General features: G+C 72.3%; 22 protein-coding genes. 10 read left to right on the top strand and 12 right to left on the bottom strand.

Annotated elements, in window-relative coordinates; translation table 11 throughout:
* Positions 1 to 27: 27 nt before the first annotated feature.
* The 6 genes from B072_RS0128785 (at position 28) to B072_RS0128760 (ending at position 5,576) form a co-directional block, all read left to right on the top strand.
* Complete coding sequence (locus tag B072_RS0128785; protein ID WP_018533427.1) at positions 28 to 651, top strand: TetR/AcrR family transcriptional regulator; 624 nt, start codon at positions 28 to 30, stop codon at positions 649 to 651.
* A 68-nt stretch (positions 652 to 719) separates the two neighbouring features.
* Positions 720 to 1,706, top strand: coding sequence for a DEDDh family exonuclease (locus B072_RS0128780; RefSeq protein ID WP_018533426.1), 987 nt, complete (start codon positions 720 to 722; stop codon positions 1,704 to 1,706).
* 87 nt (positions 1,707 to 1,793) lie between these two features.
* Positions 1,794 to 2,027 (top strand): hypothetical protein, encoded by a 234-nt coding sequence (locus B072_RS0128775; protein ID WP_078506612.1) that lies wholly within the window; start codon positions 1,794 to 1,796, stop codon positions 2,025 to 2,027.
* A gap of 94 nt (positions 2,028 to 2,121) precedes the next feature.
* The gene (locus B072_RS0128770) at positions 2,122 to 2,919 is read left to right on the top strand and encodes an SURF1 family protein (RefSeq protein ID WP_026246398.1); all 798 of its coding nucleotides are present in this window, start codon (positions 2,122 to 2,124) and stop codon (positions 2,917 to 2,919) included.
* A gap of 102 nt (positions 2,920 to 3,021) precedes the next feature.
* A complete protein-coding gene (locus B072_RS0128765; RefSeq protein ID WP_018533423.1) occupies positions 3,022 to 4,815 on the top strand; it encodes a glycoside hydrolase family 15 protein in 1,794 nt (597 codons plus the stop codon).
* Positions 4,816 to 4,820: 5 nt separating this feature from the next.
* Complete coding sequence (locus B072_RS0128760) at positions 4,821 to 5,576, top strand: SDR family oxidoreductase (protein WP_018533422.1); 756 nt, start codon at positions 4,821 to 4,823, stop codon at positions 5,574 to 5,576.
* 13 nt (positions 5,577 to 5,589) lie between these two features.
* Here the strand turns inward: B072_RS0128760 and amaP are convergent, their stop codons facing one another.
* From amaP to B072_RS0128735, 5 genes are all read right to left on the bottom strand, one after another.
* On the bottom strand, positions 5,590 to 6,177 hold the full coding sequence (gene amaP, locus B072_RS0128755; RefSeq protein ID WP_018533421.1) for an alkaline shock response membrane anchor protein AmaP: 588 nt from the start codon (positions 6,175 to 6,177) through the stop codon (positions 5,590 to 5,592).
* Positions 6,174 to 6,836, bottom strand: coding sequence for a DUF6286 domain-containing protein (locus B072_RS0128750; protein WP_018533420.1), 663 nt, complete (start codon positions 6,834 to 6,836; stop codon positions 6,174 to 6,176). Before B072_RS0128750 ends, amaP begins: the two co-directional genes overlap by 4 nt.
* Entirely contained in the window at positions 6,833 to 7,177 is a 345-nt protein-coding gene (locus B072_RS0128745) for an iron-sulfur cluster assembly protein (protein ID WP_018533419.1), read from the bottom strand. The genes B072_RS0128750 and B072_RS0128745 overlap by 4 nt, the downstream gene beginning before the upstream one ends.
* A 3-nt stretch (positions 7,178 to 7,180) precedes the next feature.
* The gene (locus tag B072_RS0128740; protein WP_026246397.1) at positions 7,181 to 7,366 is read right to left on the bottom strand and encodes a hypothetical protein; all 186 of its coding nucleotides are present in this window, start codon (positions 7,364 to 7,366) and stop codon (positions 7,181 to 7,183) included.
* Between the two features lie 64 nt (positions 7,367 to 7,430).
* On the bottom strand, positions 7,431 to 7,907 hold the full coding sequence (locus B072_RS0128735) for an Asp23/Gls24 family envelope stress response protein (protein WP_018533417.1): 477 nt from the start codon (positions 7,905 to 7,907) through the stop codon (positions 7,431 to 7,433).
* Positions 7,908 to 8,017: 110 nt separating this feature from the next.
* On the opposite strand from B072_RS0128735, the gene B072_RS0128730 reads away from it, so the two are divergent.
* The gene (locus tag B072_RS0128730; protein ID WP_026246396.1) at positions 8,018 to 8,743 is read left to right on the top strand and encodes a hypothetical protein; all 726 of its coding nucleotides are present in this window, start codon (positions 8,018 to 8,020) and stop codon (positions 8,741 to 8,743) included.
* A 297-nt stretch (positions 8,744 to 9,040) separates the two neighbouring features.
* Here B072_RS0128730 and B072_RS0128725 read toward each other — a convergent pair whose 3' ends face one another.
* The 4 genes from B072_RS0128725 to B072_RS0128710 all read right to left on the bottom strand — a co-directional run bounded on the left by B072_RS0128725 (position 9,041) and on the right by B072_RS0128710 (position 13,058).
* Positions 9,041 to 9,832, bottom strand: a complete 792-nt coding sequence (locus B072_RS0128725) for an enoyl-CoA hydratase/isomerase family protein (protein WP_018533415.1) — start codon at positions 9,830 to 9,832, stop codon at positions 9,041 to 9,043.
* A 141-nt stretch (positions 9,833 to 9,973) separates the two neighbouring features.
* A complete protein-coding gene (locus tag B072_RS0128720; protein ID WP_018533414.1) occupies positions 9,974 to 10,195 on the bottom strand; it encodes a helix-turn-helix domain-containing protein in 222 nt (73 codons plus the stop codon).
* Between the two features lie 364 nt (positions 10,196 to 10,559).
* On the bottom strand, positions 10,560 to 12,158 hold the full coding sequence (locus B072_RS0128715; RefSeq protein ID WP_018533413.1) for an ABC-F family ATP-binding cassette domain-containing protein: 1,599 nt from the start codon (positions 12,156 to 12,158) through the stop codon (positions 10,560 to 10,562).
* Positions 12,159 to 12,254: 96 nt separating this feature from the next.
* Positions 12,255 to 13,058, bottom strand: coding sequence for a hypothetical protein (locus tag B072_RS0128710; protein ID WP_018533412.1), 804 nt, complete (start codon positions 13,056 to 13,058; stop codon positions 12,255 to 12,257).
* Positions 13,059 to 13,258: 200 nt separating this feature from the next.
* Here B072_RS0128710 and B072_RS0128705 point away from each other — a divergent pair, with 200 nt between their 5' ends.
* A complete protein-coding gene (locus tag B072_RS0128705) occupies positions 13,259 to 14,146 on the top strand; it encodes a neutral zinc metallopeptidase (protein ID WP_018533411.1) in 888 nt (295 codons plus the stop codon).
* Positions 14,147 to 14,150: 4 nt separating this feature from the next.
* On the opposite strand, the gene B072_RS0128700 is transcribed toward B072_RS0128705, so the two are convergent.
* The 3 genes from B072_RS0128700 to B072_RS0128690 form a co-directional block, all read right to left on the bottom strand.
* Positions 14,151 to 15,536, bottom strand: a complete 1,386-nt coding sequence (locus B072_RS0128700) for a hypothetical protein (protein ID WP_078506611.1) — start codon at positions 15,534 to 15,536, stop codon at positions 14,151 to 14,153.
* Between the two features lie 112 nt (positions 15,537 to 15,648).
* Positions 15,649 to 16,776 (bottom strand): alpha/beta hydrolase family protein, encoded by a 1,128-nt coding sequence (locus B072_RS0128695; RefSeq protein WP_018533409.1) that lies wholly within the window; start codon positions 16,774 to 16,776, stop codon positions 15,649 to 15,651.
* Between the two features lie 176 nt (positions 16,777 to 16,952).
* The gene (locus B072_RS0128690) at positions 16,953 to 17,609 is read right to left on the bottom strand and encodes a class II aldolase/adducin family protein (protein ID WP_018533408.1); all 657 of its coding nucleotides are present in this window, start codon (positions 17,607 to 17,609) and stop codon (positions 16,953 to 16,955) included.
* 177 nt (positions 17,610 to 17,786) lie between these two features.
* Here B072_RS0128690 and B072_RS0128685 point away from each other — a divergent pair, with 177 nt between their 5' ends.
* Together B072_RS0128685 and B072_RS0128680 are read left to right on the top strand one after the other, a co-directional pair.
* The gene (locus B072_RS0128685) at positions 17,787 to 18,533 is read left to right on the top strand and encodes a lysozyme (protein WP_026246394.1); all 747 of its coding nucleotides are present in this window, start codon (positions 17,787 to 17,789) and stop codon (positions 18,531 to 18,533) included.
* A gap of 215 nt (positions 18,534 to 18,748) precedes the next feature.
* On the top strand, positions 18,749 to 20,035 hold the full coding sequence (locus B072_RS0128680) for an inorganic phosphate transporter (protein WP_018533406.1): 1,287 nt from the start codon (positions 18,749 to 18,751) through the stop codon (positions 20,033 to 20,035).
* Positions 20,036 to 20,045 lie beyond the last annotated feature (10 nt).

Raw genomic sequence — 20,045 nt, 5'->3', positions numbered from 1 at the left:
GGCAGGTACCGGCGGAAGGGGGCGACCATGGCACGCGCGCCGCTCACCCGGGAGGACGTGCTCGCCGCCGCGGCCGGCCTGGTCAAGCAGCACGGCCCCGAGGCGCTGACCATGCGCAGGCTCGCGGCCGAGCTGGGCACGGCCGTCACCTCGATCTACTGGCACGTCGGCAATCGCGAGTCGCTGCTGGACGCCCTCGTGGAGCGCACCGTCGCCGACCTCGGCGAGATCCGGCCGCGCGGCACCACCCCGGCCGAGCGCGTCGTCTCCGTCGCCCGCACCCTGCGCCGCCAGTTGCGCGCGCATCCGCACCTGGTCGCGATGGTCCACGAACGCGGCCTGACCGAGCGCATGTTCCTGCCCGCGCAGCAGGCCCTGGTGCACGAGGTGCACGCGGCGGGGCTGCGCGGCACCCGCGCCGCCGAGGCCGTACGGGCGGTGCAGTTCCACGTCGTCGGGCACGTCCTGGTGGAGCGGAACCGGGAGCGGGCCCCGGCGCAGCACCCGGGCGAGGAGGACCTGTGGGACGAGCGGAGGGCCGAGGACGATCGCGCCCTGGCCCGCGCGCTCGCCGCGCCCGTCGACACGGAGCGGCTCTTCGCGACCTCGGTGCGGGCCCTGGTGAAGTCGCTCCTCGCTCCGGCCACTTGAGACGGCGGCGCCACGGAGGGGGACGGCGGCGATCGGAGTGTCAGTGACGGCCCGTATCCTCAGGGACCATGCTCGAAGACCGACCGACCGCAGCGTCCGCAGCCCCCTGGCCGGCCGCGTATCCGCAGGGATACGCGGTCGTCGACGTGGAGACCACCGGCCTCTCCAGGGACGACCGGATAATCTCCGCTGCCGTCTACCGGCTGGACGCCCGTGGTGAGGTCGAGGACCACTGGTACACGCTGGTCAACCCGGAGCGCGATCCGGGCCCGGTGTGGATCCACGGCCTGACGACCGACGTGCTCGACGGCGCGCCGCTGTTCCCGGAGATCGCCGAGGAGTTCGCCGCGCGCCTGGACGGCCGCGTCCTGGTCGCGCACAACGCGGTCTTCGACTGGTCGATGATCTCCCGGGAGTACGCGCGGGCGCAGCGCACCGCCCCGGTCCGGCAGCGGCTGTGCACCATCGCGCTCTCCAAGGAGCTCGGGCTGCCGCTGCCCAACCACAAGCTGGAGTCCCTGGCCGCGCACTTCGGTGTCGTGCAGGAGCACGCGCACCATGCGCTCGACGACGCGCGCGTGCTCGCGGAGGCGTTCCGGCCGAGCCTGCGCGCGGCCGCCACGAAGAACATGCGGCTGCCGCTCCTGGAGTGCCGCCCGCTCACCGAATGGGCCGAGCAGTCCGTGCCGCGCCAGCCGCAGTCCTCGTACCGGGGCGGCGCCGGCGGGGGCGCCGGCAGCTGGCGTCCCTCCCGCAAGCGGCCGGCGTGCCCGTACCCGAACCCGGGGCGCTACGAGCCGGGCAAGCCGCTCAAGCAGGGGATGCGGGTCGCGTTCTCCGGGGACACCTCGGTCGAGCGGGAACTCCTGGAGGACCGGGCGGTCGACGCGGGGCTGCACGTGGCGACGAGCCTGTCGCGGCTGACCAGCCTGCTCGTGACCAATGACCCGGACTCGTACACGTCGAAGGTCGTGAAGGCGAAGCAGTTCGGGACGCCGGTCGTGGACGAGGCGGCGTTCGGCCAGCTGCTCCAGGACGTGGCGTCGGCGGACTAGCCGACGGGCGGACAGACGGGTGATTGCGGGGCGACTCGCCCCGCGCCCGCTCGCCCCGGCGCCGTCCCGGCACCCACTCTGTGGCGCATGGCACGTTGTGAGGTCTGCGGAAACGACTACGGCATGTCGTTCGAGGTGCACGCGCAGGGCGCGGTGCACGTCTTCGACTGCTTCTCCTGCGCCATCCACCGCATGGCGCCCATCTGCGAGCACTGCCGCTCGCGCATCATCGGTCAGGGCGTCGAGGTCGAGGGCCACTGGTACTGCGGGGCGCACTGCTCCCGCGCGGAGGGGCGGGTGGGCATCGTCGACAAGGTCTGAGGCCCCAGGCCGGACACGGCCTACCGCGGCACACCGCCCTCTACCGGGCGCACCCCCCTGAAACCACCCCATGGCCGAGTTGTACGGTCATGGGGTGTACCGCTTCCTGTTGACTAGGCAGTGGGTGATCCTCACACTGGTCGCCCTCGTCCTCATCCCCACGATGATCCGGCTCGGCATCTGGCAGATGCACCGCCACGACGAGCGTGCCGCCCGCAACCAGCTGGTCACCGACGCGCTGAAGGCGAAGCCGGTGCCGGTCGAGGACCTCGCGGCCGTCGGCCACACCGTCACCAGTAGCGAGCGCTACCGCACCGTGACGGCCAAGGGCCGTTTCGACACCGACGACGAGGTCGTCGTGCGCCGCCGGGTCAACTCCAACGACGAGGTCGGCTATCACGTGCTGACCCCGTTCGTCCTGAAGGACGGCAAGGTCCTGCTGGTCAACCGGGGCTGGGTCGCCGACAGCGGCAACCAGACCACCTACCCGAAGGTGCCCGCGCCGCCGAGCGGCGAGGTCACGGTCCGGGGGCGCCTGATGCCGGACGAGACGACCGCGGCGAGCGGCATCAAGAACATCAAGGGCCTGCCCGAACGGCAGATCATGCTGGTCAACAGCAAGGAGGCCGCGCAGCGCCTCGGTGGCGGAGCCCAGGTGCTCGGCGGTTACATCCAGCAGACCGCGCCCGATCCGCGGGGCGATGTCCCGGAGCTGCTCGGCGACCCCGGCAAGGAGGACGCCGCGCTGAACTTCGCCTACGCGTACCAGTGGTGGCTGTTCGCTGCCGCTGTGCCCGTGGGGTGGGTGGTGCTGCTGCGGCGCGAGCTCCGGGAGCGGCGTCGTAAGGAGGAGGACGGGGCCGTGGACGAGGTGGCCCCGGCCGCTGTCTAGGCAGGCGCCTGCTCGGCTGCCTGGTCGACCTTGTAGCGCGAACCGGTTGTGTGTGGCCGGTAGCGCAGTTCCCCGCGCCCCTGACGGGGCAGTCGGGACTGTATGCATCGGCCTATTGAGGACTACGCGCTTGTCGGCGACGAGCAGACCGCCGCTCTGATCTCGCGGACCGGCTCCGTCGACTGGCTCTGTCTGCCACGGTTCGACTCGCCCGCGTGCTTCGCCGCGCTGCTCGGCGACGAGGAGAACGGGCAGTGGCGGATCGCCCCCGAGAACGCCGAGGAGTGCACCCGGCGCGCCTACCGGCCCGGTTCCCTCGTGCTCGACACCGAGTGGGAAACGCAGGACGGCAGCGTCCGGGTCACCGACTTCATGCCGCAGCGCGACCGCGCCCCCGACCTCGTCCGCATCGTCGAGGGCCTCAGCGGCCGCGTCACCGTCCGCAGCGCGCTGCGGCTGCGCTTCGACTACGGCTCGGTCGTGCCGTGGGTACGCCGCGTCGACGGGCACCGGGTGGCCGTCGCGGGCCCGGACTCGGCGTGGCTGCGCAGCGAGCCCGAGGTGCACAGCTGGGGCGAGGACTTCTGTACGCACGCGGAGTTCACGGTCGAGGAGGGCGAGCGGGTCGCCTTCGTCCTGACCTGGCATCCCTCGCACGAGCAGCGTCCCCCGCTCATCGACCCGTACGAGTCGCTGCGGCACAGCCTGGAGGACTGGCGGGCCTGGTCCGACCGCTGCCGCTACGACGGCCCGCACCGCGATGCCGTGATCCGCTCCCTGCTGACGCTGAAGGCGCTCACGTACGCGCCGAGCGGCGGCATCGTGGCGGCCCCCACCACCTCGCTGCCGGAGGAGATCGGCGGCGTACGGAACTGGGACTACCGCTACTGCTGGCTGCGCGACTCCACCCTCACGCTCGGCGCGCTCCTGTCGGCGGGCTATGTGGAGGAGGCCGAGGCCTGGCGCGACTGGCTGCTGCGGGCCGTCGCGGGCAACCCCGCCGACCTGCAGATCATGTACGGGCTCGCGGGCGAGCGGCGGCTGCCCGAGCAGGAGCTGGGCTGGCTGGACGGGTACCGCGACTCCCGTCCCGTACGGACCGGGAACGGCGCCGTGCAGCAGGTGCAGCTCGACGTGTACGGGGAGGTCGTCGACTCGCTGGCCGTCGCCCGCCGCTCGGGGCTCAAGACCGGATCGCACGTCTGGAAGCTGCAGTTGGCGCTCCTCGACTTCCTGGAGGAGGCGTGGGAGGAGCCCGACGAGGGGCTGTGGGAGGTGCGCGGGCCGCGCCGCCACTTCGTGCACTCGAAGGTGATGGCGTGGGTCGCCGTGGACCGCACGGTGCGCGCCATGGAGGACGATCCGCGGCTGCCCGGCGACATCGACCGGCTGCGCAAGCTGCGCGACACGATCCACCGCGATGTGTGCGAGCGCGGGTACGACGCCGAGCGCGGCACGTTCACCCAGTTCTACGGATCGCGCGCGCTCGACGCCGCGCTGCTCCTCCTCCCCCGGGTGGGGTTCCTGCCGGCGGACGACCCGCGGATCGTCGGCACGGTCGACGCGGTACGGGACGAGCTGGAGCACGACGGGCTGCTGCACCGCTACAGCCTGGACGAGTCCGGGGTCGACGGGCTGCCCGGGCAGGAGGGCACGTTCCTGGTCTGTTCGTTCTGGCTGGCGGACGCGCTGCACCTGACGGGGCGGACGAAGGAGGCACGCGAGCTGTTCGAGCGGCTGGTGGCGCTCCGCAACGACGTGGGGCTGCTCGCCGAGGAGTACGACCCGGTGGCCGGCCGCCAGCTGGGCAACTTCCCGCAGGCGTTCAGCCACATCGGACTCGTGGGCACCGCGCTGACCCTGTTCGCCCCGGAGGAGGACGGAGAGGCAGGATAGGGGCCATGGATCTTGGACTGAAGGACCGTGTCTACGTAGTCACCGGCGCCACCCGCGGCCTCGGCAACGCCGCCGCGCGCCAGCTCATCGACGACGGCGCGAAGGTCGTCATCACCGGGCGCGACGAGCAGAAGGCCAAGAACGCGGCGGCCGAGCTCGGCCCGAACGCCTACGGGATCGCCGTCGACAACGCCGATCCGGCCGTCGCCGAGCGGGTGATCGGCGCCGCGCGCGAGCAGTTCGGCGGGTTCGACGGGATTCTCGTCAGCGTGGGCGGGCCCGCGCCCGGCTTCGTCGCGGACAACACGGACGAGCAGTGGGTGTCGGCGTTCGAGTCGGTGTTCATGGGCGCGGTGCGGCTCGCGCGCTCGGCGGCGGCGGAGCTCGGCGAGGGCGGCGTCATCGGGTTCGTGCTCTCCGGCTCCGTGCACGAGCCGATCCCCGGGCTGACCATCTCCAACGGCCTGCGGCCCGGGCTCGCCGGGTTCGCCAAGTCGCTGGCGGACGAGCTGGGGCCGCGCGGGATCCGCGTCGTGGGGCTGCTGCCCGCCCGGATCGACACGGACCGGGTGCGCGAGCTGGACGGGCTCTCGGCCGACCCGGAGGCGACCCGGGTCGCCAACGAGTCGCGGATTCCGCTGCGGCGGTACGGCACGCCGGAGGAGTTCGGGCGGGCCGCGGCGTTCTTCCTGTCGCCGGCCGCGTCCTATCTGACCGGGGTCATGCTGCCGGTCGACGGTGGGTTCCGGCACGGGTTCTGACCGTAGAACTCGGTCAACTCACCCTCTCCGCACGGTGCTTGACCGCCTTGAGGCGGACCTCCGCCGGGAGCGACGCCAGGCCCGCCGAGTCTCTCGCCTGGGCCACGGCCTGCTCGCTGAGCAGGTGCAGGGCGTCGCCGGGTACGGCGTGCGGTGCGAGGGTGAGGCCCACCCGGGCCTGCGGGGTGGAGCGGCGGCCGGTCAGTATGACGCCGGCCCGCTCCACGCCGTCGAGGGCCTCGGCGCCGCTCACCACGACGCTCTCCAGGGCCCGGCCGCGCAGCAGCGCGCCCTCGCCGTCGCCCGTGTCGACGAGCACCTCGGTGAGGCGGTGGCGCCGGAACTGCGCGACCAGCCACCACAGCAGGAGCAGTACGACGACGGCGAGCACGGCGATCACCGTCGGCCACCACCAGCCCTCGTCGCGCCAGCGCAGCCGGTCGGCGTCGCTCAGCAGGACGTCGTCCTTGCCGTCGTAGATCCACCAGGACGGCGCTTTCACGCCGAGCCCGACGGCGAGCACCGAGCCACCGCCGAGGACCAGCAGCAGGCCGAGCAGCCCGAGCACGATCCGGTTCACGGTCCTGAGCACGCCGCTCACCCCTTCTTCCCGGGCCGCGCCACACGCACCGACAGACCCGGCGCGCTGCCGAGCCCGAGCTGCTTGATGCCGTCGCCCAGTGTGGTGTCCAAGTCGGCCCGTACGTCGTCGAGTTCACGGAAGTGCGAGACCGCCCGTACCTCCACCTTGGACCGCTTCATCCGCACCCGTACGGACTGCACGCCCGACACCTCCATGGCCCGGTCGCGCAGCACCATCGCGGCGGCGTCCCGGTGCAGCCCCGCGCGGATGTCCGCGTGGGTGCGGCGCATCGGGAGGACGGCGCGCAGGCCCGGCGTCGCCGCGAGGACGATCAGCCACAGGCCGAGCGCGACGGCGACACCCGCGCCGATCAGCACGGCGACGTCGTCGAGGGTGCGGGTGGCGAGTTCGTCGGAGAGCGTGCGGCGCCACCGCATCGCCGGCTGCCCGGCGCGCACGGCCGCGATGTCGTAGAGCAGGACGCCCACGCCGGCGAGCAGCACCAGGGCGGCGAGGCCCGCCGGTACCCGGCGGCCGGACCAGAACCGGCCCGGCTTCTCCTCGCCCTCCAGCGTGGGGCGCGGTTCGTAGGCGGCCGCGGAGGCGGACTGGTCGAGACCGTCGCCGCCGTCCGGGCCTCGCTCGACCGCGGGCAACTGCTGGGTGGGCTCGCTCATCGGATCCTCCCCCGGTCGGTGCCGCGGGTCTGCGCCGAGTGCAACCGCTCCACCTGGACGGCCACCTCCGGCACCTCCATGCCCGCCAACGCCTTCACCCGCTCGGCCACTTGGCGGCGCACGGCGCCGCACTGGGCGCCGATGTCCGCCGGGAAGCCCAGCTCAAGGCTGATGCGTACGCGCGCGGTGTCCTGGTGGACGGTGACCGCTGCGTGCGGCGGCGCACCGTCCTCGGGGACGGCGACCAGTGCCTCACGTGCCGCCTGTGCGGCGATCTTCGCGACGACCCGGTCGGCGATCCGGGTCGCGCCACGCTCGGCCGGCGCGACCTGTGCCGACATCGGTCAGCCCCGCCGGTCGCCGCGCGAACGGAAGAACTCGCCGACTTCCAGGTCCCCTTCGAGGAACCGGCCGGCGACGAAGCCGATGGCGCCGAGCGCCGCCACCAGCAGGAAAGCCCCGAAGCCACCGAAGTATCCGGCGAACCCGAGGGCCATGCCGGCGATCATGCCGATCACGGCCAGATTCATCGTGTGCTCCTTCTCCATGGCCCTCTACGACCCCTGCGGCTTCTGCGACCTGTACGAGGCGTGGTCACTGGAGCCGTGACTCCGGCTCTTCTTCTTCCTCGTCCGGCAGCTTCACGTCGCTGACGGCGATGTTCACCTCGACGACCTCGAGGCCGGTCATGCGCTCGACCGCCGCGATCACGTTCTCCCGCACGGCACGCGCGGTGTCCGCGATCGACACGCCGTACTCGACGACGATCTCCAGGTCGAGGGCGGTCTGTACCTCGCCGACCTCGGCCTTCACCCCGCGCGTCACGGACTTCGTCGACCCGCCCGGCACCCGGTCGCGCACGGCGCCGAAGGTACGGGACAGGCCGCTGCCCATCGCGTGCACGCCGACCACGTCGCGGGCCGCCAGTCCGGCGATCTTCTCGACGACGCCGTCGGCGATGGTGGTGCGGCCGCGGCCCGCCGGGTCGCCACCGCCCCTCTTGGTCACATTGGTCCTGGCCGCCTGGGCGGCTCCGGGCGTCTCGCCCGGCTTCTGTGCGGTGTCGCTCATCGGGGGTGTCCCCTCTGTGAGGTGCGGTCTCCCTGCGGGGTCCTGCTTTCTTTCGCCCACACTAAGTGCGGTTACCCGAAGCCGCGCCCGGGATGAGGCAGCCTGGGTAAATGACGGCTGACCGATGGGCACAGGCAGTAAGGCAACAGCTCGGACTCGGCAGGTTGCTGCCGTTGGGCGGACCGGGTGACGGCGCGTGGATCACCGAGGGTGCGGCCGAGGGTGCGCTGCGCCGGACGGTGGCAGCGGTGCCCGGGGTGCGGCTCGGCCCGTTGCGTCTCGCCCTCGCCGATCCCGAAGGGACGTACGAGTCCACGGTGTTGGCCCCGCCGAGCGCGCTGCCGCCGGGGCCGCTGCGGATCGAGGCGGAGTGCGCGGCGACGGCGGACGAACCACTGCCGCAGGCCGCGGCGCGGCTCAGGGAGGCCCTCTCGGACGCGGCGGAGCAGCGGCTGGGCCTGGTCGTGGCGGAGGTCGATCTCCGGGTCACGGCGCTGCTCGACGACGCCCCGGCCCAGCCGGACGAACCGGAATCCGCCGCCCCCGCGGCCAAGGACTCCACCCTTACGGGCGATGAGGGGCGCGCCGCTCAGACCGCGCTGGAGGTGACCGGGGTGGTGCGACTGACGGGTGCGCTGGGCGGTCTTGGCCGCGCCGTCCACATCGACGAGACGGAGAGTCGGGCCGCGCTGCCCCGCCGCCACGTCCGCGTGGAACTGGCGGTCTCGGCGTCGCACCGGGCCCTGGACGTGACGCGGGCCGTCCGGGAGGCCGTGACCACGGCACTCCCGGACGGCCCGACCGTCTCGGTACTGGTGACGGAGGTGCATCCCTAGAGCACGGGGCTGCTCCGCCAGGGGCCGGCTAGCCGGCTAGGGCCTGTCTTCAAACTGCCGTCGTCCGCCCGGAGGGCGGGCCCCGCGGCGTCGATGGGGTCTCCCCTGCTCGAACGGAGTTGAGAGCTTGGGGAAGCGTGCTCTCGGCGTGCCGGGCGCACGACACCCGCGAGGGACCGGACGTACTTGGCCTTGTGCCCGGTGCGGCGAATGGGGTCTCCCCTGCTCGGAGCTTGTCGGAGAGCTTGGGGAAGCGTGCCAGGCGTCGCGGGGCAGACGGGAGTTTGAAGACAGGCCCTAGTCCCCGAGCCCCGCCAGGTCCCGCAGCCGGCGTCCCTGCGCGGCCCGCTCGGCCGCGACCTGCTCGTCCAGGGTCCGGCCTGCCGCGCCCTGCAGCAGTGCCTTGGTCTCGATCACGGCGTCGCGCGGCGCGGCCGTGAGCGCCCCGACCAGGTCGGAGGTCGCCGCGTCCAGCTGTTCCGCGGGCACGGCGACATTGGCCAGGCCGGTGGCGACGGCCTCGTCGGCGTGCACGTAGCGGCCGGTGACGCAGATCTCCAGGGCGCGCGCGTATCCGACCAGGGAGAGGAGCGGGTGCGTGCCGGTCAGGTCCGGTACGAGCCCGAGGCTGGTCTCGCGCATGGAGAACTGCACGTCGTCGGCGACGACGCGCAGGTCACAGGCGAGGGCGAGCTGGAAGCCCGCACCGATCGCATGCCCCTGGACCGCGGCGACGGACAGGATGTCGCTGCGCCGCAGCCAGGTGAAAGCCTCCTGGTACTCGGCGATCGTGGAGTCCAGGAACTCCTCGCCACCGCGCGCCATGTCGATGAAGGACGGCTCGCCGTCGAAGCCCTCGGGCGTGAACGCCCGACGGTCGAGGCCCGCGGAGAAGGACTTGCCCTCGGCGCGCACCACGACGACTCGCACGGAGCCCGGCAGGGACCGTCCGGCCTCGGTCAACGCCCGCCACAGCGCGGGAGATTGGGCGTTGCGCTTGTCCGGGTTGGTCAGGGTCACCGTGGCGATGGCATCGTCGACGGTGAGCCGGACCCCGTCCTTGTCGAGCAGGGGTGCGAGCGTAGCCATCTGGGCCTCCGGGTCTGCGCAGTCGGGTCGCGAACGACGTAAGTGACTGCACAGTAACCACCCGGCCGATCGGGGAACCGACCGGGTGGTCACCGCCGGAGCCGGTGCGACCCGTCGCGTGGGACGGACGGGCCGGCCGCGTCAGCTTGCCGCGGCCTTCTTGCCTCGCGTGGCCCCGCCGCGACCTCGCAGCGTGACCCCGGATTCGCTGAGCATCCGGTGGACGAAGCCATACGAGCGGCCGGTCTCCTCGGCCAGTGCCCGGATGCTCGCACCGGAGTCGTACTTCTTCTTCAGGTCTGCCGCGAGCTTGTCGCGCGCGGCGCCGGTAACCCGGCTGCCCTTCTTCAGAGTCTCGGCCACCCGTGCCTCCTCGTGGGAAGTGCGCTCTGGATTTCCCATGATCACCCCTTGCGGGCTTCCTGGCCACCCATTCGGCAAGGTCCGTAGGCCCGGAATTCCGGTCCCGAAGGGGATCCACACGAGCGGAATGCATGATTCCGGAGGCTTTTCACGACGCCTGGAACCACCCTGGCGAAAAAACCGCCAGGTCAGCGACTCCCCAGGCGCCGCAAGGGCTCCAAGGGCGAGGCGGGGGTGAAATCCGTGTACGACACACCTCGGTACGAGGCGATCTCACCCAGATGAAGGATCACGGATCGGCCGAATGATCCATACCGAGTGGATCATCTCTTCGATCAAGCCGTGCTGACGTGTCCCCAGCCGGTCAGGCGAGCGCGACGAGATCCGCGTACGTCTGGCCCCACAGGTCCTCGACGCCGTCCGGGAGCAGGATGATCCGCTCCGGCTGCAGCGCCTCGACGGCGCCCTCGTCGTGCGTGACGAGGACGACGGCGCCCTTGTAGGTGCGCAGCGCGCCGAGGATCTCCTCGCGGGAGGCCGGGTCGAGGTTGTTCGTCGGCTCGTCGAGGAGGAGGACGTTCGCGGAGGAGACGACCAGCGTGGCGAGCGCGAGACGGGTCTTCTCGCCGCCGGACAGGACTCCGGCCGGCTTGTCGACGTCGTCGCCGGAGAACAGGAACGAGCCCAGCGTCTTGCGCACCTCGACCAGGTCGAGGTCGGGGGCGGCGGAGCGCATGTTCTCCAGGACCGTGCGCTCCGGGTCGAGGGTCTCGTGCTCCTGCGCGTAGTAGCCGAGCTTGAGGCCGTGACCCTTGATGACCTCGCCGGTGTCGGGCTCCTCGGCGCCGCCGAGGAGCTTGAGCAGGGTGGTCTTGCCCGCACCGTTGAGGCCGAGGATGACGACCCGGGAGCCCTTGTCGATGGCCAGGTCGACGTCGGTGAAGATCTCCAGCGAGCCGTACGACTTCGACAGGCCCTCCGCCATCAGCGGGGTCTTGCCGCACGGCGAGGGCTCGGGGAAGCGCAGCTTGGCGACCTTGTCCTTGGCCCGCACCTCGTCGAGGCCCGCGAGCAGCTTGTCGGCGCGCTTCGCCATGTTCTGCGCGGCGACCGTCTTGGTGGCCTTGGCGCGCATCTTGTCGGCCTGCGCGTTCAGCGTCGCGGCCTTCTTCTCGGCGTTCTGCCGCTCGCGCTTGCGGCGCTTCTCGTCGGCCTCGCGCTGCTGCTGGTAGAGCTTCCAGCCCATGTTGTAGACGTCGATCTGGGAGCGGTTGGCGTCCAGGTAGAAGACCTTGTTGACGACCGTCTCGACCAGGTCGACGTCGTGGGAGATCACGATGAAGCCGCCGCTGTACGTCTTCAGGTAGTCGCGCAGCCAGACGATCGAGTCCGCGTCCAGGTGGTTCGTGGGCTCGTCGAGGAGCAGGGTGTCGGCGTCCGAGAAGAGGATGCGGGCCAGCTCGATACGGCGCCGCTGACCGCCGGAGAGCGTATGCAGGGGCTGGCCGAGCACACGGTCGGGGAGGTTCAGCGCGGCGGCGATGGTCGCGGCCTCGGCCTCGGCGGCGTACCCGCCCTTGGTGAGGAACTCGGTCTCCTGGCGCTCGTACTGCTTGAGCGCCTTGGCCTGCGTGGCCCCCGAGCCGTTGGCGATGCGCTGCTCGTTCTCGCGCATCTTGCGCATCAGGGTGTCGAGACCGCGGGCGGAAAGGATGCGGTCCCGGGCGAGCACGTCGAGGTCGCCGGTGCGCGGGTCCTGCGGCAGGTAGCCGACCTCGCCGGAGCGCGAGATGGTGCCGCCGGCCGGGGTGCCTTCACCGGCCAGGCACTTGGTGAGGGTGGTCTTGCCCGCGCCGTTGCGGCCGACGAGGCCGATGCGGTCGCCCTTGGCGACACGGAAGGTGGCGTTCTCGATGAGGATGCGGGCGCCGGCGCGCAGTTCGATACCGGATGCGGTGATCACGGGTGGGTCTCCAGGGCAGGGTTACGGCTGATTGACGGGGCGGGGGCCGGTCTGCGCCGCTAATGCACCCAGAGAAGAAACGTCATACAGGCCAGTTTACCGGTGACGTGCAACCGCTTTTCCCGCGCGTCCGGGCCGCGGCTCCTCCGGCAGCTCGTTGCCCAGCGGGGTACGGCGCGGGACGATCCTGCCGAGGCCGTCCACCGCCACGATCTGCTCGGTCCAGGCGGCCCCCGCCGCGGTACCGCAGGGCTGCGCGACGAGCAGCGCGTTCTCTCGCCGCACATAGGTGGCCGGCTCGAAGACGCAGCCCGCGCGCGCGGGGAGCACCCAGCGCAGGTCGCCGTCCGCGGCGCGGTAGGCGGCGATGCGCCTCGGCGTGACGACCGCCAGCATCCGGCCACCGGAATCGAGCGGCTGGAGGACTCCGGCGCCGCCGCGCGCGCCCGGGGTGCGCAGCCAGGTGTCGGCGTCCGGGACGGCCCGGTGCCAGCGCACGGCGCGGCCGCCTGCGCGTTCGGTGTCGGTGACCAGGCCGTCGCTCCACAGCGCGAAGGCGTGCCCGGGGGCGGGCAGGACGGCGAGCGGCCGCCGCCCTTCGCGGGTGTGGCGCCAGCGCGTCCCGGTGGCGTCGTACGCCTCGACCGCGTCGCCCGTCGTGCGGACCCGGGGAGCGGGCCCGCCGGAATCCCCGGCCACGCGCGCGAGGTGGTCGCCGTAGGGGGCGGGGCGCGCGTAGTGGGCCGCGGTGATCAGGGGCAGCGCGAGGAGGGCGGTGAGGACCGGGACGAGCAGTCCACGGCGGGGCTTGCGGGGCGACGGCTGCGGCATTCGCAGGGGGCGCGCGGCCGACCGTGCCGTGCCCGTCCCTGTCGTCATGTCGAGCGGCGCCAGCGCCATCTCCCGCCCCCTCTTCCTCACCACTGGCCACGAGTCAGGCGCAGAGCGTAGCCGCGGGCAGGTCGGGAGGGGTCGGCGGGCGGCGGCGACACGGCGTGCGCGGGCGCGCCTGTCCCCCGTTCGGCCGTCGGATCAGGGCTCGGTCGCGCCGCACGTAACAGGATGAACAGGTCGGTTCCCGGCGAGAGGGCGGTACGGGCATGCAGTTCGACGACGACGCCAACCTGGACACGTCCGAGGTCCAGGACGTGCGCTCCAGCCGGGTGCCCGGCGGGAGGGCGACCATCGGCGGCGGTGTCGTGGGTCTGCTCGCGCTGATCCTCGGCCTCTTCTTCGGCACGGACCAGTTCGGGCTCTCCTCGGACGGCAGCGGGACGCCCGCGACGGCCGTGTCGAGTGCCGCGCAGGTGCAGCAGCAGTGCCGGACGGGCTCGGACGCCAACACCAAGGACGACTGCCGGACCGTCGCGGTGGTCAACAGCGTGCAGGACTTCTGGCGGCAGGAGTTCGGGCGCCGCGGCGGGAACTACACCCCCGCCTCCACGGTGCTCTTCTCCAACCGGGTGAACACGGCGTGCGGGGCCGCGACGTCGGCGGTCGGGCCGTTCTACTGCCCCGGCGACCGCAAGGTCTACCTGGACCTGGGCTTCTTCGACGAGCTGCGCACGAAGTTCGGCTCCAGCGGCGGGCCGTTCGCGCAGGCGTACGTGGTGGCGCACGAGTACGGGCACCACGTGCAGAACCTCATGGGCACCCTGTCGCGCTCCCAGGACGGGCGCACCGGGCGGAACAGCAACGCGGTGAAGGTCGAGCTGCAGGCCGACTGCTACGCGGGCGTGTGGGCCCGGGGCGCGACGCGCACGCCCGACGAGTCGACCGGGCGGCCGCTGATCACCAACCTGACCGACGCCGACATCCGCGACGGCCTGGACGCGGCCGCAGCGGTCGGCGACGACCGGATCCAGGAGCGCTACCAGGGCCGGGTGACGCCCGAGTCATGGACGCACGGCTCGGCCCAGCAGCGGCAGCAGTGGTTCTACCAGGGCTTCAAGAGCGGCGACATGGCGCGGTGCAACACCTTCGAGTAGCGCGTCAGGCCCCGCCCGTGTGGACCTGGAACGCTGCCCGGCGCACGGCCTTCGCGAGCGCCGGGTCGGGGTGCGCGGCCGCGAGGGCGACCAGGACCTGCACCGTGCGCGGGTGTCCGACGGCGCGGACCTCCTCGATCAGCATGGGCACGGTGGGCTGCACCGCGGACTCCAGGTGCCGGACGAGCAGCGGGGCTTCGCCGTGGTCGGCGACCGCGGCGGCGGTGTCGACCCACAGCCAGGTGGCCTCCTCGCGGGTGAGCACGGTGTGCACGTCCTCGGGGTCGGCGCCCTCGGCCTCGGCGAGCCAGATCAGCGCGTAGGGGCGCAGACCCGGCTCGTCGGCGGTGCGGCGGACCTCGGGTTCGGCGGGGGCGCCGACGACGCGCAGCGCCTCGAAGGCGAGGCCGCGCAGCAGGGCGTCCTCGCCGCGGGCGGCGTCCAGGAGCTCGATGACAGCGTTGCCGACGTCGCGGGCGGCGAGCCAGGCGCGGTACTCGGCGCGGGCCGCGTTCGGCCGCAGGCGGGCGCAGCCGCGCAGCATGTCCTCGGCGCTGACCTCGATGTTCCCGGCCGGGGACTGGGCGGCGACGCAGATCTGCTCCAGCTTGACCCAGACCGCCCAGTTGCCCAGCGGGGTGAGCGTGGCCTGCTCGTCGGCGTACGTGAGCGCGCCGACGGAGGCGAGGCCGTGCAGGGCCCAGTCGAGCAGCGGGAGGAGCGGGGTGGACTCGGGCGCGACCGGTTCCGGCCGCGGCCCGAAGGGGATCTCGCAGCGTTCCGTACGCAGTTCGGTGACGCGCTGGTCGAGCAGGTCGAGGAGCTGGGCCGTCGGCACCGGGCCCGCCATCAGCTGCAGGAAGGAGAGCAACTGCGGCATGGCCTCGACGACTTCGGCGACCGCGGCGGGCTGCAGCTCCCCCGGCGCGGGGTGCACGAGCGACCAGGCGTCGAACAGGGCGACCCAGCCGCGCAGCACGGCGGTGTCGTCGCGGTCCCAGGCGCGCAGCCGCCAGCCGGGGCGCGCGCTGTCGCCGTGCACCTCGACGAGTCCCGCGAGGCGTGCGGTGTCCCAGTCGGCGCGGACCTGGGGCACCGTCAGGCCGAGGTCGTCGGCGGCGCGGCGCGCGGTGGGGTCGGCGAGGGTGCCTTTGCCGTCGCGGGCCGCGGTGTGGTTGCCCGGGCTCAGGGTGGCGTCCGCCCAGCGCGCCACGCGTACGGCGGCGGCCAGGCCCTCGCGGGCGGTGCGGGCGAGTTCGGCGGGGGGCGGGGTGCCCTGCGGGGGGCGCGGCGCCGGACGGGCCGCTCGGCGCGGGGCAGCGGGGGTCAGCGGCTGGCGGCGAGGGCGGACTAGTCGGAGCCTGGAGTCGCGCGGGGTACGGGACGTCACTGGAGCAGTGTCCAGGGTGACCCCGCGAATTCCCAAACGCGGCCCTGTGTTCGGGGGTCGCGCCGAGGTACGGGGCCCTGGTCCCTGGGGTCACATCAGCGGCGTACGCGGCTCACATCAGCGGTGTCAGGAAGCGCCGCAGGGTTTCCTCGTAGCTGGCCGGGTCGGCGTTCCACATCGCGTTGTGCGGGGCGTCGTCGACGGTGTGGAGGGTGACCAGGTCCGGTCGTGCGGCGGCGAGTTGACGGGAGAGGGCCCAGGGGGCGACCTCGTCGTCGGGGCCGTGCAGGACGAGGGTGGGGACCTTGAGGGCGTGCGGGTCCGCGGCCTCGGCCAGGCGGTCGCCGGTCAGGCCGGTGCGGCCCTGGGCGGCGCGCACCGCGAGCGGCAGCAGCGCCTTCGGGATGCGGCGGGCACCGGCGAGGGCGCGCAGGGTCGTCTCCCAGGACAGCACCGGGCTGTCCAGGACGAGCCCCGCGATGCGGTCGCGCAGGGCGGAGTGGGCGGCGGCGTGCAGGGCCATCGCGGCGCCGGTGGAGAAGCCGAGGACGATGACCCGGCGGGCGCCGTAGCGCACGGCGTAGCGCAGGGCCGCGTCCAGGTCGCGCCACTCCGACTCGCCGAGGTGGTTCAGGCCGTCCGGGGAGCGGGGCGCGCCGAGGTCGCCGCGGTAGGCGATGTCGAGCACCGGGAACTGCTGGTGGTGCAGGAACTCCATGAGGTTCATGGGGTGTTCGCGGGTGGTGCCGAGGCCGTGCACGGTGATGACCCAGGTGTCGCGGGCGCCGGGCACGAACCAGGCGGGCAGCCCGCCGAGTTCACCGGGGATGTCGACGTCGGCGTGGTCGAGGCCGAGCGCCGCCTTGGGGTCGCCGATGTGGATCTGGGGGGTGAGCCAGGCCCTGGCGCCGGTCCCGAGGGTGCCGTGCGTGACCCGCTCCAGGCGGCGTACGACGGTGTCCGCGGCGTGCGGGGCCGACTCGATCACGGGCCCGACGACCGCGTGGAAGCCGTCGCCCGCGAGCCCGTACCTGCCGGGCCGCTGGGAGGACAGGTCACGGGTGAGGGTGATCTGGCCGGCGGCGGTGGCGTGGACGGTCAGCCGCGGCTCGGTGGGCAGAGGACGTCCGGCGGGCGCCTTGAGCGCGGCGTCGCTGGCGAGCCGGCCGGCCGCGATCGCGGCGGCGGAGGCTCCTATCACGGCGGTGACGGCAGCGGCCGTCGCTTTGGCGGTGCGCACTCGTCCAGTGTCGGGGGCCGGGCGCGCCCCGGCCAGCGGGACGCGGGATGCGAGTGACGCGCGCACCGGACGGGACGGGAAGGGCGGACGGGTTCTGTTCACCGGGACTCCTGGCATCGTCGGGTCCGGTACGGGTGCTCGGCCAGCTGTTCCGTACACGTCCTCGGCCGGCGGCGTCAGCGCGGCGGGGCCTGCTGCCCGTATCCGCGGAGCTTCTCCCCCACCTCGGCCAGCTGCTCGGCGCTCAGCAGCGAGGGGGTCAGGCCGGGGACGGAGTGGGCCGTGAGCCAGAGGTGGCACATCCACTCCAGCTGCGCCGTGCGGTCGTAGGCCTGGGGGAGAGTGTCCCCGTATGTGATGGTTCCGTGGTTCTGGAGTAGACAGCCGGTGCGGTCGGCCAGGGCCGTGAGCATGTTCTCGGCCAACTCCTCGGTGCCGTACGTCGCGTAGGGGGCGACGCGGACCGGACCGCCGAGGGCCGCCGCCATGTAGTGGACGGTCGGCAGTTCGGGGACGAGCGTGGAGACGGCCGTCGCGTGCAGCGCGTGCGTGTGCACGATGGCGCGCGCGGTCGTGCGCCGGTAGATCGCGAGGTGCATCGGCAGCTCGCTGGTCGGGGTGAGGGTTCCCGCGCGTCGCCTGCCGTCGAGGTCGACGGCGACGAGATCGTCCGGGCCGAGCCGGTCGTAGGGGACACCGCTCGGGGTGACGAGGACGGTGTCGTCCACAAGACGTACCGAGACATTGCCCGAGGTGCCGACGACCAGTCCGTCGGAGACCGTCCTGCGGGCCGTCGCCACCAGCTCTTCCCACCCGCGCGCGCGTTCCGTCATGGCCCGCATCCTGCCAGCCGCCACCGGAGTTGATCAGCGCGAAGGGCGGGCGTCCAGAAGCCGATATATGGGCATGGATCCCCCGCTGAGGCGAATGGCTTGGGTTCGACGGGCGAGATGGGATCTTCCAGTACTCTCTGGGGGATTTGTCATGCACGTCGCCATCCGGGGGGAAATATGGCTCGTGATCACAAACCGTCCCGTCGCCGCGCCCGCGTTCTCGCGGCGACTTCCGTGGCGGTGCTGACCGTCGGGGGGACCGTACTGGCGGAGCTGCCGGCGCAGGCGGCGGCGAGGCCGAAGGGGCACGACGTCTCGTCGCACCAGAAGAAGGTCAACTGGTCGAAGGCGAGGGGCAAGGGCGCGCGGTTCGTCTACGTGAAGGCGACCGAGTCCCACACCTACAAGAACCCGTACTTCACGCAGCAGTACAACGGCTCCCGCAACGCCGGGATCATCCGGGGCGCCTACCACTTCGCGCTGCCCAACAAGTCGTCGGGCAGGACGCAGGCCTCGTACTTCGTGCGCAACGGCGGGGCCTGGTCGCGGGACGGCTGGACGCTGCCGCCCGCGCTCGACATCGAGTACAACCCGTACAGCAAGAGGAAGTGCTACGGCATGAGCAAGGGCGCGCTGGTGTCCTGGATCAAGTCGTTCAGCAACGAGGTGAAGCGCAGGACCGGGCGGCGTCCGGTGATCTACACGAACTACCACTGGTGGAAGAGGTGCACCGGCAACAGCGGGGCCTTCGCCGCCAACCATCCCCTGTGGCTCGCGCGCTACGACTCCGGCGCGGGGTCGCTGCCCAAGGGATGGTCGTTCTGGACGTTCTGGCAGTACGACAACGGCGGCGGCGGCCTGCCGGGTGACCAGAATCTCTTCAACGGGTCGATGAGCCAGTTGAGGAAGTTCGCCAAGGGGTAGTCGAGGCCCGGGACCAAAGTCCCTCGGAACCCTTGATTCCGGGGCTCCGAGGGGTCCGGCCGGACGGCGATCCGGAGTCTGTGCCGCCGCCATGCGTCAAGCGGAGCGGCGGCACTCCGGATCGGGTCACCAAGGCGCCCGGCCCAGTTCATCTTCCGTTCACCCTGCCTGCTTACGTTCGACTAGCCACTGACGTCCAACCGAAGCCTGGGTAAATGGAACACATCACGCTGCTCCTTGCGATCGTGATCGTTACCGCGCTGGTTTTTGATTTCACCAACGGTTTCCACGACACCGCCAACGCGATGGCGACGACCATCTCGACCGGCGCCCTCAAGCCGAAGACGGCGGTGGCCATGTCCGCCGTGCTGAACCTCGTCGGAGCGTTCCTCTCGGTCGAGGTCGCGAAGACCATCTCCGGCGGCATCATCAACGAGGACGGCCTCAAGACAGAGGTCATATTCGCGGCGCTGGTCGGCGCCATCCTCTGGAACCTGCTGACCTGGCTGGTCGGCCTGCCGTCCAGCTCCTCGCACGCCCTGTTCGGCGGCCTCATCGGCGCCGCGGTCATGTCGATGGGCTGGTCCTCGGTCAACGGCGGCACCGTCGTCACCAAGGTGCTGCTGCCCGCGGTCGCCGCGCCGATCGTCGCCGGTCTCGCCGCGATGCTCGCCACGCGACTCACCTACAAGATCAGCAGCAAGACCGACGAGAAGGCCACCTCCAAGGGCTACCGCGCCGGTCAGATCGCCTCGGCCGGTCTCGTCTCCCTCGCGCACGGCACGAACGACGCGCAGAAGACGATGGGCATCATCACTCTCGCCCTGATCACCGGCGGCGTGCTCGCGCCCGACGCCAACCCGCCGCTGTGGGTCATCGTCTCGGCCGGTCTGGCCATCGCGATGGGCACGTACCTGGGCGGCTGGCGGATCATCCGCACCATGGGCAAGGGCCTGACCGATCTGGCGCCGCAGCAGGGCTTCGCCGCGCAGACGTCGGCGGCGACGGCGATCCTCGCCTCCTCGCACATCGGCTTCTCGCTCTCCACCACCCAGGTCTGCTCCGGCGCCGTCATGGGCTCGGGCATCGGCCGCAAGGGCGGAGTGGTGCGCTGGTCGACCGCGACCCGGATGTTCGTCGCGTGGGGTCTGACCCTGCCGGCCGCCGGTCTGGTCGGCGCGGGCGCCGAGTTCCTCACCAAGCAGGGCCCGTGGGGCATCGCCCTCACCGCCGCGCTGCTGATGGCCGGCTCGGGCGTCATCTGGAAGCTGTCGCGCCGCGACTCCATCGACCACACCAACGTCACGGACGACGAGATCGGCACCCCAGCGGCGCCGGTCGAGGAGCCCGCGGGCGTCGTGACCACGGCCATCGCCGCGGTCAGCCCGCCGCCCGTCGGCACCCTGGTCACCGGGGAGGCCGAGGAGATCGCGGCCGTCAAGGCGACCATCCCGGCCCCCGCGCCGGTCGACCCCGCGCGCCCCGCCGGCGCCACGCTGTAAGGAAGCAGGA

This window comes from Streptomyces sp. HmicA12 (assembly GCF_000373565.1).
Lineage (GTDB): Bacteria > Actinomycetota > Actinomycetes > Streptomycetales > Streptomycetaceae > Streptomyces.
Note: the sequence above shows the minus strand (reverse complement) of the source record. Positions and strands in the feature narration are given on the sequence as shown.